The organism is Microcoleus sp. Aus8_D2 (assembly GCF_036702665.1).
Classification (GTDB): domain Bacteria; phylum Cyanobacteriota; class Cyanobacteriia; order Cyanobacteriales; family Microcoleaceae; genus Microcoleus.
In genome coordinates this window covers 72131-86613 of the sequence record NZ_JAUBUN010000019.1, presented here as the reverse complement: position 1 = coordinate 86613, position 14483 = coordinate 72131, and the positions used below count along the sequence as shown (strand labels likewise).

Below are 14483 nucleotides of genomic sequence, written 5' to 3'. Positions count from 1 at the left end.
AACCGATTTTTGTTGAAAATCGGTTTTTTTAGTATGATGTTTAACGGGCATGAATAGAGATAAATTCGGCTCAAAGTCGTAGGGTGCGTCGCCATCAACCATCTACAAATACACTCGATAATCTCATGGCGACGCACCACACAATAGTCAGGTGCGTCGCCATTACAAATTCGTAAATAAGAATTGAAATTCTCACGGCGACGCACCCTACATAATCTCCAAAGAAAAGCGACAATCAAGGGAGCGACGCACCACACAATAGTCAGGTGCGTCGCCATCATAAATCCCCAATTCTAACCCAAGTTGTAGCAGCGACGCACCCTACAAAAACTGTTCTAGCATTTGAGGCTGCATACAAAGTAGCCGTCCAAGTCAAGTATACTAAATTGAACGAAATGAAAATGACTATTATGGATGACAGCAACCCGGAACTCTGCGCTTTAATCTGCGAAACAATTGCCGCAAGTCCCCAGCAGCGCATTACCTTTGCGGAATATATGGATTTGGCGCTATATCACCCGCAGTATGGTTATTATAATGGCGATCGCCCGAACATCGGCAAAAAAGGCGATTTTATCACCTCACCTCACTGGAGTGCGGATTTTGCCGAAGTTTTGGGCGAGCAATTTGTGGAAATGTGGCAAATTCTCGGCAAACCAGATGCTTTTACTATTGTAGAAATGGGTGCGGGGCGGGGAAACTTTGCCGCCAATGTGCTGCAATACCTGCAACGGCAATATCCCGACTTATTTAAAATTTTAGAATACATTATTGTAGAAATTTCCCCTGTACTGCAAGCCCAACAGCAGCAAAATTTAGCCGAATTCAAAACAGTCAAGTGGTGGAAGTGGGATGAAATAGCTAATAAATCGATTGTCGGTTGCTTCTTTTCTAACGAGTTAGTGGATGCTTTGCCAGTCCATCAATTTATTATCGAACAAGGGCAAATCTGCGAGATTTACGTTGCCGCAGCCGCACAAAAAAACGAACAATCGGGGAGCAAGTTTATTGAAGTAGTCGGCGAACTTTCAAACCCTAAGATTGCCCAATATTTTGATTTAGTGGGAATTGATTTATCGGCGAGTGTCTATGCGGACGGTTATCGCAGCGAAGTTAATTTAGCAGCTTTAGACTGGATAAAAACAGTTGCCGAAAAGTTGCAGCGGGGTTATGTGTTAACCATTGATTACGGCCATCCGGCGCACCGCTATTACAATCCGAGACGCACCGAGGGAACGCTGCAATGTTATTACCGCCACCGTTATCACAGCAATCCTTATATTAATGTGGGGCGGCAGGATTTAACAGCCCACGCTGATTTTACCGCGCTGGAAAAACAAGGGGAATTGTGCGGTTTGGAGATAATAGGTTTTACTCAACAGGCTTTGTTTTTGATGGTGTTGGGTGTGGGCGATAGAATTGCTTCTCTGTCTGCAAATGATGCACAAGTATTGGATTTAGCAACGTTTTTGCGCAGGCGGGAAGCGTTGCATCGATTGATCGATCCGATGGGTTTGGGAGGTTTTGGGGTTTTGGTGCAGTGTAAGGGGTTGAGGGAGGGGGAGAAAGGAGAAAAGGTTAAAGGTTTGAAAGTGCCTTAAGTTAACTTGAATCAGCAACACGCACTCTTTTCCAATTGCTTCGATCGTTACTTAATCGCACTGACTCAGCGGCGGAAATTCCCATTCTCCTGAATATAAAGTAGATGGCAGATTTAAACAATAAGCAGCAGGAATTACCTCAATTAACCACCAATTAAACATATCTCGTTTGGCCGCACCAAAACCTGAAATGGCATCCCCAGTAATGGCATTGTAGAGGATATCTAAGATGGCATTATAGGCTGTTTGGCGATTGAGTGTTTTCAGCAAGCCATAGAAAATATTATAAGCTTCGTCAGTAGCTTGATATTTTCCAATTTTGTTGATATTAGGAAACAAGGTATCTGCCCAAGTTTCTGGGATTTCACAACCATCCTTCAGCCAACAAGATACAATTCCTTGAACGATATCAGCCTTGTGTTCTTCAGGAAAGTAATGTTTAATGGTCGGTTTAGCTGCTAATGCTATTCCATAAGCCATATAGACGTATCGCTGATGAGATATTGGATCGTTAGGCATCCCAAAGGCTGTCATCACTTCTGCAAAAGCTTCTTCTACATTGCACTTTCCACCTGTTTCGTATAAATCACGATACTTTCTGTCCCAAACCGTGTGAATTGTTTGCTGTAATTGGTCTGGAATATCTGAGTTGCTGGGTAACTTAAAATCGGTATAATGACCTATATCAAACTGGATCATTGACTTTCCCTCTTGATGTATTTTCCTTAATTATAAACCAAGATTCAGTTAATTTTAAACTTCATATCACCTCAATTTTACCTTGGGTACAGAAGCCAGTAAAGCTCTGATAGGCTCTACTGGCTGTCTGTCCTGTATGTCTACGGATATGGACGTTCGTAGAAGATAATTACTTTAATATTCGGGAACCTCATGTTAAAGTCCTCATCACAAGTAATGTTGCAGCCAGAACACATATCTCTCTCTGTGTAGAGGTAGAGTATTCCTTCTACCTCCAAAGAAACATCCTCTCTTTCCAAGTCTTCTGCAAGTGCATTGAAAATCTTGTACTCAGCGTGTTGTTCGTTGTAACAGGATTTTTGTCTATCAATCCTTTGCTCAAAAAACAACTTTGGCCCATCCTCTTTACCAGGAGTATTTAGAGGATCTCGCTTGCTGGTAGCTTCTTTGCTATAAACTCGACCAGTTTTTAGTTCTAGTTTGGCAGCAGCAGCATTACCAAGACTGGGTTTTCTAATATGGATAGATCGAACATCTTGAGCCTTAGTCCGCACTTCCTCTACCATATCCCGATGGCAATCAGGTATGTCTTGGGGATACTCGTAATGAGGTGTGTTTCTATAGGGGTTTCCTATAGTTAAGTTTGTTTTCACGCAATAATTTTACTTTTATAAATAAATTATTGAATAAGCTGACTTAGACATAAGCTTAAAGCCTCATCTGACTCAGGTACTTTGATTATACCGTACTTTCAAATAAACTGCAAACTGTGTTCCTACACCTCTAATTCTGCGTGTTTTAATCGCTCCTGAATTGACATACCCTGCAATTTTTTACTCATTTTATATAAATCCACTTTCGGATAATCGCCCTGAAATAGCGGAATCAAAGATTGAACAACAGCAGAAATTCCCTCTGGCGGTACTGCATTGCCAATCTGTCTCCGCACTTCGGTAACAGAACCTTCAAATACAAAATCATCGGGAAAAGTTTGCAGCCTTGCCCTCTCCCGATTTGTCAATGCACGCGGTTCTGGATAATGATAACCCCAGGTGCCACCACCTCCGCCAGCAATGATTGTAGATGATGGTTTATCCGGATGAATTCGCCGATAAACGTGGCTGATCATGCCTTTTACATAGTAGGGACTGTCTTTGGGAATATCAGAAAAATTTCCTCCGGCTTTGATTCGATTCAAAATTTCAACGGTACGATCGCGAATTTGATGATTTTGGTTGTTTTCGAGAACTTGTTCGACATCTTCGAGTGCTTCGCCTGCTGTGCGATAAGCGTTTTGGCGATTAGGGCCGTATTCTGCTTGAGGATGCACAAAATCAAATCCTGTATCCATCCGAATACCGACTAATAATACTCTTTGCCGAAATTGCGGAACTCCGTAATCGGCAAAGTTGTAAAGTTTTGGTTTGACTAAATAACCTGGTGCGATAGTTTCAAAGTCGGAAATTATTTGTTTGATTGCTTGGTAATTATTGGCGCTTAATAAACCTTTGACATTTTCTGCTACAAAAGCTTTGGGCTTTTTCTTGTTGACAAAATCGAGGAAGTATGTATATAAATTGCCTCTGGTTCCTTCAAGTCCGGGGCGCTTCCAAATGAGGGAGAAATCTTGACAGGGGAAGCCTCCTATACATATTTCGGCTTCGGGAACTTGTGCAATGTCTATGTTTTCTATGCTGTCGTTGATGATGACACCGGCAATGTTTTTGCTGAAAGTTTTGCAGGCGTATGGATTGGAGTCGATCGCCCAAACTACATCAAACCCAGCTTTGTGAAATGGCAAATCCATACCGCCACAACCGGAAAACAAGGATATGAGTTGCGGTTTTGCTTTCCATATTACGTCTTTGAGGCGTTCGAGTGACATATTAGTTCGCAATGGGACAATAGCCGGCTGAATGCGCGCAAAACTAGAGTGTGATTATACCAAATAGTCGTCAAGTTCGTTGTGCAAAGCTTACTAAAGAATGAAAATTAAATAACTGACAATTTTTATTCTTCTTGTGGGATGGGCGGGAGAGCCCGTCATGAAGAGACGGGCTCTCCCGCCCATCCCACAAACTTGTGTAAATTATTTAATTCCCGATCCTAAGACTCGATCGCCTTTGATGTGTCAATCATCGTCATCTAATGGAATACCAGCTTGACGCAATTTCTCTGCTAGTCTTTGGGCGCGATCGCGTTCTCGATCGCCCCGTTGTCGTTCTTGCTGGGCCCGCTCCTCCGACCACAACAATAACTCGCCTTCGGCATTCCACCACCTCAGCCAATAGCCACTTCTAGATTCGTGCGCTCCTTCCCAAATACCTAAAAACAAATTTAATCCAGGTATCCAAAAACGTCCGTTCTCATCAGGTTCTTCCAGTCGATAACGATCCGATTCTAAAGCATAAACTTCTAAATGAGCGGTACTTGCCCGAAAAATAACGTATCTCGGTACTTTGATAATTTGCTCGTAAAAGAACCATTTACCCACTCGCTGTTTAAACTCAACGGAGTATTCTTCCCCGTAAGTTTCCGAGAGGAATTCCATCACGATTTGGGGGATTGTTCCTTCGGTGTGCGGCGTGTAACTGCGGCGGACTTGCGAGACATTTTTAGGATTGACAGGTTTTACGTACATCCAGTCGGGTGCTTTGCAAATAGTCCGCTCTTCGTCGCTGGTGGAAGATGGGAAACTAATGCCGGCACAAAGGGCAAAATTAGAAACTATTAAGGCATCCTGCACTAATTCAGGAAATGCTGTTAGGGGCTGGCGTAAAGCTGCGGCTATTAAGGGTTGAGTTTCGTCTTCCACGGGATCGTCCGGTAGTTGAAAGTCGTCGGGCAGTAATGGCCAGGTTACGATTAGTTTAGCGGGAGGGTTTTTAGTTGCTACTACCATACTTTATCAGATGTTATATGGGGTTTAATTTTTAATTATACCTTTTTGTTTTTGGGATTAATGTTAATTGCCGTTTTTTGTAGAGACACGGCACTACCCATTGGTGTCAACTTAAGACTAAAAGCATTGATAATTCTCGCTTTTAGCTTAGTCTCGATCCCCCTAAATCCCCCTTAAGAATGGGGACTTTGAACACTCCTGTCCCCCCTTCTTAAGGGGGGCTAGGGGGGATCGCCCTACACAGCTTTGATCTTCAGTTTTAACTCATCTGTCATGGCTAGCAGTTCCGATTGGGCGATCGCACTTTGTTCGCCACTCGCCAACCACTTCAATTGTACAGTCTCGCTTTCAGCTTCCGCATCACCCAAAACCAAACAACCAACAGCACCACTTCTGTCAGCTCTTTTAAACTGTTTCCCGAAAGCACTGCCGCTCAAATCTATCTCGACACTAAAGCCGGAACTCCGCAATTTTTGAGCCAACAATATTGATTGCTGTTCAGATTTTTCGCCCCTGGATACCAAATAGAAATCTAACTGCGGAACGGGCAAGGGTTGCAACTTTTGCAGCAGGATAATCAACCGTTCCACACCCATAGCCCAACCGACTGCCGCCGTATCCGGGCCTCCCAATTCCTTGACTAAACCGTCGTAGCGGCCGCCTCCGCAAACAGTTGCTTGCGCTCCCAAATCATCGGAGATAATTTCAAAGGCGGTGTAGGTATAGTAATCTAAACCGCGCACTAATCGCGGATTTAACTGATAGCTAATTCCTAAACTTTTGAGCATTTGCTGCACTTGCTCAAAGTGATCTCGCGATTCATCGCCCAAATATTCCAAAATGCTCGGCGCACCAGCGACAATTTCTTGAGTGCGCTGATTTTTGCTATCCAAAATCCGCAGCGGATTGCGAGTCAAGCGGTCTTGGGAATCGGCGTCTAATTCGTCTTTGTACGGTGTAAAATAATCAATCAACGCTTGCCGATAATTTTGTCTGTCTTGCTTGTTTCCGACAGAATTGATATCGAGGCGCAAATTTTTTAAGCCGATCGCTTGCAGGATATCACAGGCGATCGCAATTACCTCGACATCCGCCCGGGGATTGGCACTTCCCAAAACTTCGACGCCAATTTGAGTGAACTGTCGCTGTCTGCCTTCTTGGGCGCGTTCGTAGCGAAACATCGGCCCAGTATACCACAGGCGCTGCACGTCACCAGCCGCGTACAAACTGTGTTGAATAAAAGCTCGCACTACTCCGGCGGTGCCTTCTGGGCGCAAAGTAGTCGATCGATCGCCCTTATCTTTAAAAGTGTACATTTCTTTGCCCACAACATCGGTAGCTTCGCCGATGCCGCGTTCAAATAAAGAGGTTTGTTCAAAAATTGGCGTGCGAATTTCTCGATAAGCCGCTTTTCTCAAAATTGTTCTAGCGACTTCTTCTATATTTTGCCAATATTGAATTTCAGCGGGCAAAATATCCCGCGTTCCAGGTAAAGTTTTAATTGTGCTCATTGTTAGTCATTGGTCATTGGTCATCGGTCATCGGTCATCGGTCATCGGTCATCGGTCATTGGTCATCGGTCATTTTACCCGCTCGCGAAGTCGAAGGGTGGTCATCGGTCATTGGTCATCGGTCATTTTACCCGCTCGCGAAGTCGAAGGGTGGTCATTGGTCATTGGTCATTTATCGTATCAAATCCAGTTACATAGGAATGATATTGTAGTGCGAGGTTCCCGTGAACTGCACTCGGAAAATGTTGTTATCAAATAGCTTTTTAACTAATTAGCTCATAACTTCTCTATTCGTTAGTTATCTGTCATTCAGTCTTAGCTAATGACTAATGACCAATGACCACCCTTCGACTTCGCGAGCGTCTAAAATGACTAATGACCAATGACTAATGACCAATGACTAATGACCAATGACCAATGACTAATGACTAATGACTTAATAATTCCCAAGCTCCGTAGCGATCGCCATAATAAGCCAAAATGCGATCGACCCGCTCGCGGCAGGCCAAATCGAACCCATCAGGATACTGTATCCACAAACCCCCAACTTGGCTGTCGCTGTAATCAAACCGCTGCGACTGCTGCGGAATTAAACCGGTTTCCACCCCTTCAACTTGACGCAAATGGGCTGCCACTTCCCGATACACCGCCAGCGGCAATCGAGAGCATTGAATTTGATAGCGGAGTTGTTTTTCTTGTGCCGTTTGCATCATTTCTTTGCTTGTCCCCAACCAGAACCCCTATTTAAGATACTTCTTTATCGATCGGCCCGGGTAGAGGGCAGCAGTTAATATTGTCCAAACATACCTTCCCCCACTGCAAAGCCCAGCGCACCAGCGTAACTCGATTGTCAGCGCGCGTCTTGTTCAAGATATTGCTAATGTGGTTGTCAACTGTACGCTTGCTAATCTCTAACTTTTCAGCGATTTTCTCATTGGTCAATCCCGCCGCTACTAACTCTACCACTTGCAATTCTCTGTCCGACAGGGTGACAGGGGTGCCAGAGACGCTCCCGTTCATAAATTTTTCCTATGTGTGCATATTTACCTATATACAATTCTAGAGGATGAGGGATCGAGTATGAAGACAAAATTAAATTGGCTGGGGCACGGGAGCCCCCAAGGAGTGACAACTTAAGACTAAAACCCTTGATAAATCTCGTTTATATGCCGAGCCTAGATCCCCCTCGCATACCCCCTACTCCCCCGAATCGTTGCGGGGACGAAAGAGAAGATTCCGGTTCCCCGCAACGATTCGGGGGGCGCCAGGGTGATCTAAATTTAATAGTTAAGCAGCAGTCTGTGGATGCGTTTGAACTTAAGTTGACACTCCTTGGGGAGCGCCAACTTAAGTTGCAGAATCGCTGCTTGCAAACTCAGCACCGACACCGCAAGTACCTGCACTGCTGGCGCGTGGGGTGGCGGATGCTGGCTTTACCTGGGTGCATCTGACATCTGCCCCAAAAACCCGCAGATGTTGGCACGTAAAACTACTGCCGATCGGCCTGCGCTGCACTTGTACGTTGATGGTGTAAGTGTCAGTATCAGTAAGTCTGATATTATAGGAACAGCCCTTAAAAAATAGCTGGCAATTTTTCTGGGATGGGTTAAAAATAATTATTGCCTTATTTACTGCTGCTCTTAGATCTAAAATCTAAAATCTAAAATCAATATGACTTATCCTCGCGTTCTGTGTCTGGGTGAAATTTTATTTGATTGTTTAGCAGACAAACCAGGAGTATCTCTAGAAGAGGTAGAATCTTGGACGGCATATGCTGGCGGTGCTCCTGCTAATGTTGCCTGTGCTTTAGCTAAATTGGGGACGGCGGTGGGATTTATCGGTGCTGTAGGTGGGGATGAATTGGGGGATTCTCTGGTGCAGGTATTGCAAGAATCAGGGGTTGATATCGCTGGAGTTCAACGCCATCCGAGTGCGCCGACGCGACAAGTTTATGTCTTGCGAAATGAAGCGGGCGATCGATCTTTTGCCGGTTTTGGTAAAATGGATACTGCGGATTTTGCCGACACCCGCTTCCAGGCGGCCCAAATACCCGAGGCGCTGTTTGAAAATGCGGAGTTTTTAGTGATCGGCACTTTAGAATTAGCTTATCCTGAAAGTCGAGAGGCGATCGCCAGAGCGATCGAACTAGCAGAACGTTACGACGTTAAAATTATAGTTGACATCAATTGGCGTCCGGTGTTTTGGCCAAATCCAGACGAAGCAAAAGCGCGCATCGTACAACTCTTAAAAAAAGTAGATTTTCTCAAGTTATCTGACGAAGAAGCCGAATGGTTGTTTGGAACTAGCGACGCTGGAGCTATTACCTACCGTCTCGATTCCGTAGAAGGCGTTTTGGTGACGGCGGGCGATAAAGGTTGCTCCTATTGTATGTCGGAAAATGAAGGAAAAATCCCCGCTTTTGCAGTAGATGTTGAGGATACAACAGGTGCCGGTGACGGGTTTGTCGCTGGTTTTGTGCGGCAGTTGTGCAAGTATGGAATTAAGAATTTAGCCAATCCCGAAATCGCCAAAAATATTGTAACCTATGCAAGCGCGGTGGGTGCGATGACAGCGATGAAGCCTGGGGCAATTGCAGCACAACCAACCGTCACTGAAGTTGAAGCGTTCTTGTATTTGTACAACAAAAATTAGCCAACCAAACCTCTATAGGCTCGATCGTTCGGAATGCAAGTCCTCTTCAAACAAGATAGGACTAAAGTCCTCACTACAAACCTGGCTGAAGTAGAAGCTTTCTTGTATTTGTACAACAAAAATTAGCACACCAAACCTCTATAGGTTCGATCGTTCGGAATGCAAGTCCTCTTCAAACAAGATAGGACTAAAGTCCTCACTACAAACCTGTTTGATTGTGGGCAATTAAGCGCAAATCAGATCGTTTTTAATTTGGCGTACCATGAGCTCTAGCTGCTGCGAAGCATCTATAATAATTGCATTTTCAGGTTCTTCGAGAGTAGCGAATTGACTAGATAGCAAGTCTACTTTCATGTAGTGATTTTCGCGATTTTTTAGCCTAGCTGCGAATAGCTCAAAATCACCTTTGAGATAAACTATTTTCATTCGCTGCTTGTCTCGAAAGAGCATTTCGCGGTAAGATGCTTTTAGGGCAGAACAAGCTAACACGACATTTTTATTTTCCAACAACCACCTGTCTATTGTACCTTGCAAGTGCAACAGCCAAGGCAGGCGATCGGCATCTTCTAAAGGAATGCCCCGACTCATTTTCTCGATGTTTGCTGATGGGTGAAAATCGTCGGCATCGCTGAAATCCCAATTGAGAGATTCCGCTAGCAACTTACCAACAGTAGTTTTGCCCGAACCGGAGACTCCCATGACGATCGCAATCATCGCGTTTATTTACCGAATACTTGGGATTTTATCGAGTTGTGCGATCGACAAACCGAGTTTCTTAAGTTTTATGATAAATCATGCACCCATCAAAACTTCAAGAAACCCAGTCTATTTCTAATTATCGATCAAATTTCTTCCATAGTCGGTCTAATGAAATTATAAGCCAAAACGCCGATAATTCCACCAATCACGGGGAATACAATAAACGCCCACAACTGTTGGATTGCCCATGTTCCTTGAAAGAGTGCCACACCGATACTTCTAGCCGGGTTGACTGAAGTATTGGTTACGGGAATTCCGACTAAGTGAATCAACACCAGCATCAAGCCGATCGGAATTCCGCCCAAACCGACAGGATATTTGGGATGGGTAGTACCCATGATGGTAAATAATAGAAAAGCCGTCAGTACAATTTCAGTCAAAGCTGCTGCCAAAAGTCCGTAACCTGTGGGAGAATGTTCTCCAAAACCGTTAGACGCAAATCCAGAAGCCGCCGCATCAAAACCTGGTTTTCCTGATGCTATTAGATACAAAACAAGACCGCCTAAAATTCCTCCTAAAATTTGACCTCCTATATAATAAGGAAGCAAAACAGCATCGATCAGTTTGGCAACTACTAAACCGATGCTTACCGCTGGATTGATGTGGCATCCAGAGATAGGCCCGATCGTATAAGCCATGACTAAGAGGGACAAGCCAAAGGCGATCGAGACTCCCAAAAAGCCGATTTTGTCTCCAGCTAAAACTGCACTGCCGCATCCACCTAATACCAGCACAAAAGTGCCTAAAGCTTCAGCAACTCCAATTTTTATTTTTTTGTTCATGCTCACACTCTCTAAAGTTTTAGATAGGTCAATTAAGCACCATGACTAAATCTGAAATTCTCAAAATAGGAGCTACATTTTTCCCGCCAGGGATACCATACTAAGGGAAATCTCTAACTATCTGTAACTCAAATTTTTAGAACGTGTATTGACTCAACCGAAATTGCGGAATTGGAAATCAATAAATCAGCTTTGAGCTTACTATTTTACGCAAAAACTGTCAACACTTAGCTATATCACGTATAAAATGTGTCTATCGATTGTAACCCACATTCCGCACCCTCAACTGTCACAATCGGTTTTTACTTACTTTTATGGAGAGATTAAGCTATAAATTATACTGTTATACCGTATGTTAACGGATACAAATTTTAGGAAAGGCATAATTGCTCGCTTGAAAAATAGATTTTTATGAGTAATTATACTGTGTGACACCTTAGGGTGCGGAATGTGGGTTGTAAAATTTGACTAATTTTTTATATAATTGTGGGATTTAATTGTCAATACTTAGCTAATTTTTTGTATAAATTGTGCGCTCTAGTAGTTGTTCAATTCAGAATAATTAACTTGGGTTCTTGCCTAACTTTACGATCGCGATTTTACTGATTGTTGTTGTGCAAGCCGATCGCACTTACAGCTAAAACATCCGCGCTAACCGGCTTACTTTCATCTCCTAAGGTATGCCGCAAAAGCCTTTCAAGGTTGTGCGGCACACCAGACACCAACTACTTTCTAACGCAGGAATTCGCGGGGATCGGTGACGTGTCCCGTCAGCGCCGAAGCCGCCGCCGTGTAAGGCGAAGCGAGATAAACTTGCGCTTCTTTGTTCCCCATCCGGCCGGGGAAATTGCGGTTAGTTGTAGACACGCAAATCTCCGGTTCATTCATCCGCCCAAAAGTATCTTTCGGCCCGCCCAAACAAGCGGCGCAAGAAGGCGCTGCGGGTTCGATGCAGCCTGCTGCTAAGAAGATTTCCGACAGAGTTTGACCGTCGTATTTAGTGACAAACAAATCTTCGTAAACTTTCTGAGTTGCCGGTACTAAATATGTCGGAACTTTGACTTGATTCCCCTTGAGAATGCGGGCGGCACTCAAAAAGTCGGAGGTTTTGCCGCCGGTGCAGGAACCGATGTAAACTCGATCGATCTTGACATCGCTACAGTTGCGCGCCAAGTCCCGGTTGTCGGGAGAGTGCGGTTTTGCCACGACTGGTTCTAATTTGCTGACATCGTAGGTGCGATCGCTATAAAATGTAGCATCCGCATCAGTATAAAATGCCTCAAACGGCACATTAGTGCGAGGAGTAACGTAATCAAAGGTAGTCTTGTCCGCAGCCACCGTGCCATTTTTGCCGCCAGCTTCAATCACCATATTGCACAGCGTCATCCGTTCTTCCATCGTCAAACGTTCGACTGTATCGCCCGCAAATTCCATCGTCCGGTAGTTAGCACCGGCAACGCTAATATCACCAATAATCTGCAAAATTAAGTCTTTTGCTAACAAATAATCCGGCAGTTCGCCGTTGAGGACAAAGCGCATGGTTGCGGGAACTTTGATTAACAGTTTGCCGGTTCCCATGATAAAAGCGGCGTCCGTATTGCCGATACCAGTCGCAAATTGTCCGAAAGCGCCGGCATTGCAGGTGTGGGAATCTGTGCCGAAAAGCACTTCGCCCGGCCGCGTGTGGCCTTCTTGGGCTAGGGCGATGTGGCAAACTCCTTTATAGTCGGGATTTGCTTTGAAGTTCGATCGATCCGTGATGTCGTAAAAGTATTTTATGCCTTGTTCCTTGGCAAAATCGCGGAGGATATCGACATTCCGGTTAGCGCGTTCGTCGTTGGTGAAAATATAGTGATCGGGAATTAAGACGATGCTGTCGGGATTCCACACTTTAGCATTCTCGCCGAATTCCCGCTTGAAAACGCCGATGGTGCCCGGCCCGCAGACATCGTGGGTCATCAACACGTCTGTTTCTACCCAAATATTTTCTCCGGGCTCGACTTTAGTGCGGCCTGATGCTTTGGCTAATATTTTTTCGGTCAGGGTCATTCCCATAGTTCGATCGCTCTTTTTGGTGAGATGCTACATCATTGTATTGTAAGCGAAACATTCCCTGTTACCGAGGATATTGAGGTCGGGAAATCTCTCGGATCGTTAGTTTCAACTGAATACTGAAACCCACGAGGGTCATATTCCAATACGCTTGGGTTAGAAGTTGTCATTGCGAGGAACGAAGCAATCGCAGAGTCTATTTTTCACATCGTTTTGCCTTTAGGATAGTCTTAACCCAAGCGTATTGGGTCATTTTCAACTATTTTCGGCACCAAATTTTCCAGTCATTCGTTAGATTGCCAGAGAACAAATTAGAGAAATATTAACAATATTTACCATCAAAAATTTTTAAATTTAACCAAAATTAACCTCCAAAAATGTATGATTTAATTTTAATTAAAGTGGAAATTTTACTCAATTATTTATTGACAAATAAACACTAATTGTAGCAATTTTATTGATTTTCAGCCCTCGCCAATCGATAGATTTATCGCCCCTTTGCCAAGTCGGCGTAGACGATAATTTCCCAACCCAAGATTAGGAGCAGGATTAGCTCAATTCCACCCAAAATATGGATGGCTAAAGCCGCACCAGGTACTAAGAACCAGAAGGAAGTCAGGGCAATGATTCCTGACACGACAAAGGTAATTTCATCAACAATCAGTTGCTCGATCTTGCGGCGCGATCGCCTTTGATCGCTCCGGTGGGCAATTTCCCAGCCAAATAGAGATTCTACATCTGCGTGTCCGGTCTTGTCTTTGACCTTTTCAACTAACGTGAGCCGAATATATCGCCCGATCGCACTGATCTTTTCATCGTTGACTAGGTACGTCCAGCCGAGAATCAAGGAAGCCCAGGGGAGGAGTAGAAAAGCGTAGTAGTTGGCGGAGTTGGAAACAGCAAAGGACACGACTGTACCGAACAAACCCAAAGTGACGTAGAGGAGGTTGTCTCGGAAGCCAATCCGCTGGGTTTGCTCGGCTTTGAGTTTGTCGTATTCTAGCAGCCAGACTTTTAGGATGGGGTCTTCAGTCATTTTGTCCTCGGATTGCTATTACTATTATTGTGGGCGATCGCCAGTCGGTTAATGACTGGCAAGTCATGTCTTTTTTTTAATTACTTAAGATAGATTAAGCTCCAATCGCTTGGCGCTGGGAGTAAATTTCTTGTATCAGCAAGTCACGCAGTTCATCAGCAATATCGGCGGGAGGGTTGCCGGCGAGGGCACGTCCGATCAGGCGTTCCGCTTCCCGAAGTTGAGCGCACTCAATGGCCAGTACGGCGGCGCTGCGATGGAGTACAGAACGAGTTGGTTCAAAATCCCATTCGCTGGCGACTAAATCCGCTGCGGCGCGTTCTTTGGCAAAGGCGGCTATGGTGAGTGCAGTCATTTGGTCGCGATCGCCACACTGACGGGCGAGAACGGCTCGATCGACCAATTCCATTGCTTCGCGGTGAAGGGCTTCTACTGTCTGCATTTTTTGACGATCCGTGCTTTGGGAGTGCCGAACTCAACTACAGACAC

At 44.7% G+C, this 14483-nt stretch carries 14 protein-coding genes; 2 read left to right on the top strand and 12 right to left on the bottom strand.

Annotation, left to right across the window (positions count from 1 at the left end; all coding sequences use genetic code 11):
* Nucleotides 1–395 precede the first annotated feature (395 nt).
* On the top strand, nucleotides 396–1601 hold the full coding sequence (locus tag QUB64_RS16900) for a class I SAM-dependent methyltransferase (protein ID WP_442921668.1): 1206 nt from the start codon (nucleotides 396–398) through the stop codon (nucleotides 1599–1601).
* A gap of 51 nt (nucleotides 1602–1652) precedes the next feature.
* Here the strand turns inward: QUB64_RS16900 and QUB64_RS16895 are convergent, their stop codons facing one another.
* From QUB64_RS16895 to QUB64_RS16865, 7 genes are all read right to left on the bottom strand, one after another.
* Entirely contained in the window at nucleotides 1653–2300 is a 648-nt protein-coding gene (locus tag QUB64_RS16895; RefSeq protein ID WP_333269818.1) for a hypothetical protein, read from the bottom strand.
* Nucleotides 2301–2440: 140 nt separating this feature from the next.
* Complete coding sequence (locus tag QUB64_RS16890) at nucleotides 2441–2953, bottom strand: deaminase domain-containing protein (RefSeq protein ID WP_333269815.1); 513 nt, start codon at nucleotides 2951–2953, stop codon at nucleotides 2441–2443.
* A 122-nt stretch (nucleotides 2954–3075) separates the two neighbouring features.
* Nucleotides 3076–4185 (bottom strand): DNA cytosine methyltransferase, encoded by a 1110-nt coding sequence (locus QUB64_RS16885; protein ID WP_333269812.1) that lies wholly within the window; start codon nucleotides 4183–4185, stop codon nucleotides 3076–3078.
* Nucleotides 4186–4431: 246 nt separating this feature from the next.
* A complete protein-coding gene (locus QUB64_RS16880) occupies nucleotides 4432–5202 on the bottom strand; it encodes a Uma2 family endonuclease (RefSeq protein ID WP_333269810.1) in 771 nt (256 codons plus the stop codon).
* A 236-nt stretch (nucleotides 5203–5438) separates the two neighbouring features.
* Entirely contained in the window at nucleotides 5439–6713 is a 1275-nt protein-coding gene (gene hisS / locus QUB64_RS16875; RefSeq protein ID WP_333269806.1) for a histidine--tRNA ligase, read from the bottom strand.
* 428 nt (nucleotides 6714–7141) lie between these two features.
* Nucleotides 7142–7423, bottom strand: a complete 282-nt coding sequence (locus tag QUB64_RS16870) for a hypothetical protein (RefSeq protein WP_333269949.1) — start codon at nucleotides 7421–7423, stop codon at nucleotides 7142–7144.
* A gap of 34 nt (nucleotides 7424–7457) precedes the next feature.
* Nucleotides 7458–7733: a helix-turn-helix domain-containing protein gene (locus tag QUB64_RS16865; protein WP_333269804.1), complete on the bottom strand. Its 276-nt coding sequence runs from the start codon at nucleotides 7731–7733 to the stop codon at nucleotides 7458–7460.
* 651 nt (nucleotides 7734–8384) lie between these two features.
* On the opposite strand from QUB64_RS16865, the gene QUB64_RS16860 reads away from it, so the two are divergent.
* Nucleotides 8385–9365 (top strand): carbohydrate kinase family protein, encoded by a 981-nt coding sequence (locus QUB64_RS16860; protein WP_333269801.1) that lies wholly within the window; start codon nucleotides 8385–8387, stop codon nucleotides 9363–9365.
* Nucleotides 9366–9590: 225 nt separating this feature from the next.
* Here QUB64_RS16860 and QUB64_RS16855 read toward each other — a convergent pair whose 3' ends face one another.
* The 5 genes from QUB64_RS16855 to QUB64_RS16835 all read right to left on the bottom strand — a co-directional run bounded on the left by QUB64_RS16855 (nucleotide 9591) and on the right by QUB64_RS16835 (nucleotide 14436).
* The gene (locus QUB64_RS16855; RefSeq protein WP_333269799.1) at nucleotides 9591–10079 is read right to left on the bottom strand and encodes a gluconokinase; all 489 of its coding nucleotides are present in this window, start codon (nucleotides 10077–10079) and stop codon (nucleotides 9591–9593) included.
* Between the two features lie 128 nt (nucleotides 10080–10207).
* A complete protein-coding gene (gene aqpZ, locus QUB64_RS16850; RefSeq protein ID WP_333269795.1) occupies nucleotides 10208–10906 on the bottom strand; it encodes an aquaporin Z in 699 nt (232 codons plus the stop codon).
* 732 nt (nucleotides 10907–11638) lie between these two features.
* Nucleotides 11639–12961, bottom strand: coding sequence for a 3-isopropylmalate dehydratase large subunit (locus QUB64_RS16845; protein ID WP_333269792.1), 1323 nt, complete (start codon nucleotides 12959–12961; stop codon nucleotides 11639–11641).
* 484 nt (nucleotides 12962–13445) lie between these two features.
* Nucleotides 13446–13994, bottom strand: coding sequence for a hypothetical protein (locus QUB64_RS16840; protein ID WP_333269789.1), 549 nt, complete (start codon nucleotides 13992–13994; stop codon nucleotides 13446–13448).
* 94 nt (nucleotides 13995–14088) lie between these two features.
* Entirely contained in the window at nucleotides 14089–14436 is a 348-nt protein-coding gene (locus QUB64_RS16835) for a hypothetical protein (RefSeq protein ID WP_333269786.1), read from the bottom strand.
* Nucleotides 14437–14483: the final 47 nt, after the last annotated feature.

Excerpts from the sequence above, each read along its gene's own strand:
- QUB64_RS16870 (WP_333269949.1), bottom strand. The coding sequence starts at position 7,423 with ATGCAAACGGCACAAGAAAAACAACTCCGCTATCAAATTCAATGCTCT.
- aqpZ (WP_333269795.1), bottom strand. The coding sequence starts at position 10,906 with ATGAACAAAAAAATAAAAATTGGAGTTGCTGAAGCTTTAGGCACTTTT.
- QUB64_RS16855 (WP_333269799.1), bottom strand. The coding sequence starts at position 10,079 with ATGATTGCGATCGTCATGGGAGTCTCCGGTTCGGGCAAAACTACTGTT.
- QUB64_RS16895 (WP_333269818.1), bottom strand. The coding sequence starts at position 2,300 with ATGATCCAGTTTGATATAGGTCATTATACCGATTTTAAGTTACCCAGC.
- hisS (WP_333269806.1), bottom strand. The coding sequence starts at position 6,713 with ATGAGCACAATTAAAACTTTACCTGGAACGCGGGATATTTTGCCCGCT.
- QUB64_RS16845 (WP_333269792.1), bottom strand. The coding sequence starts at position 12,961 with ATGGGAATGACCCTGACCGAAAAAATATTAGCCAAAGCATCAGGCCGC.
- QUB64_RS16880 (WP_333269810.1), bottom strand. The coding sequence starts at position 5,202 with ATGGTAGTAGCAACTAAAAACCCTCCCGCTAAACTAATCGTAACCTGG.
- QUB64_RS16900 (WP_442921668.1), top strand. The coding sequence starts at position 396 with ATGAAAATGACTATTATGGATGACAGCAACCCGGAACTCTGCGCTTTA.
- QUB64_RS16865 (WP_333269804.1), bottom strand. The coding sequence starts at position 7,733 with ATGAACGGGAGCGTCTCTGGCACCCCTGTCACCCTGTCGGACAGAGAA.
- QUB64_RS16835 (WP_333269786.1), bottom strand. The coding sequence starts at position 14,436 with ATGCAGACAGTAGAAGCCCTTCACCGCGAAGCAATGGAATTGGTCGAT.
- QUB64_RS16885 (WP_333269812.1), bottom strand. The coding sequence starts at position 4,185 with ATGTCACTCGAACGCCTCAAAGACGTAATATGGAAAGCAAAACCGCAA.
- QUB64_RS16840 (WP_333269789.1), bottom strand. The coding sequence starts at position 13,994 with ATGACTGAAGACCCCATCCTAAAAGTCTGGCTGCTAGAATACGACAAA.
- QUB64_RS16860 (WP_333269801.1), top strand. The coding sequence starts at position 8,385 with ATGACTTATCCTCGCGTTCTGTGTCTGGGTGAAATTTTATTTGATTGT.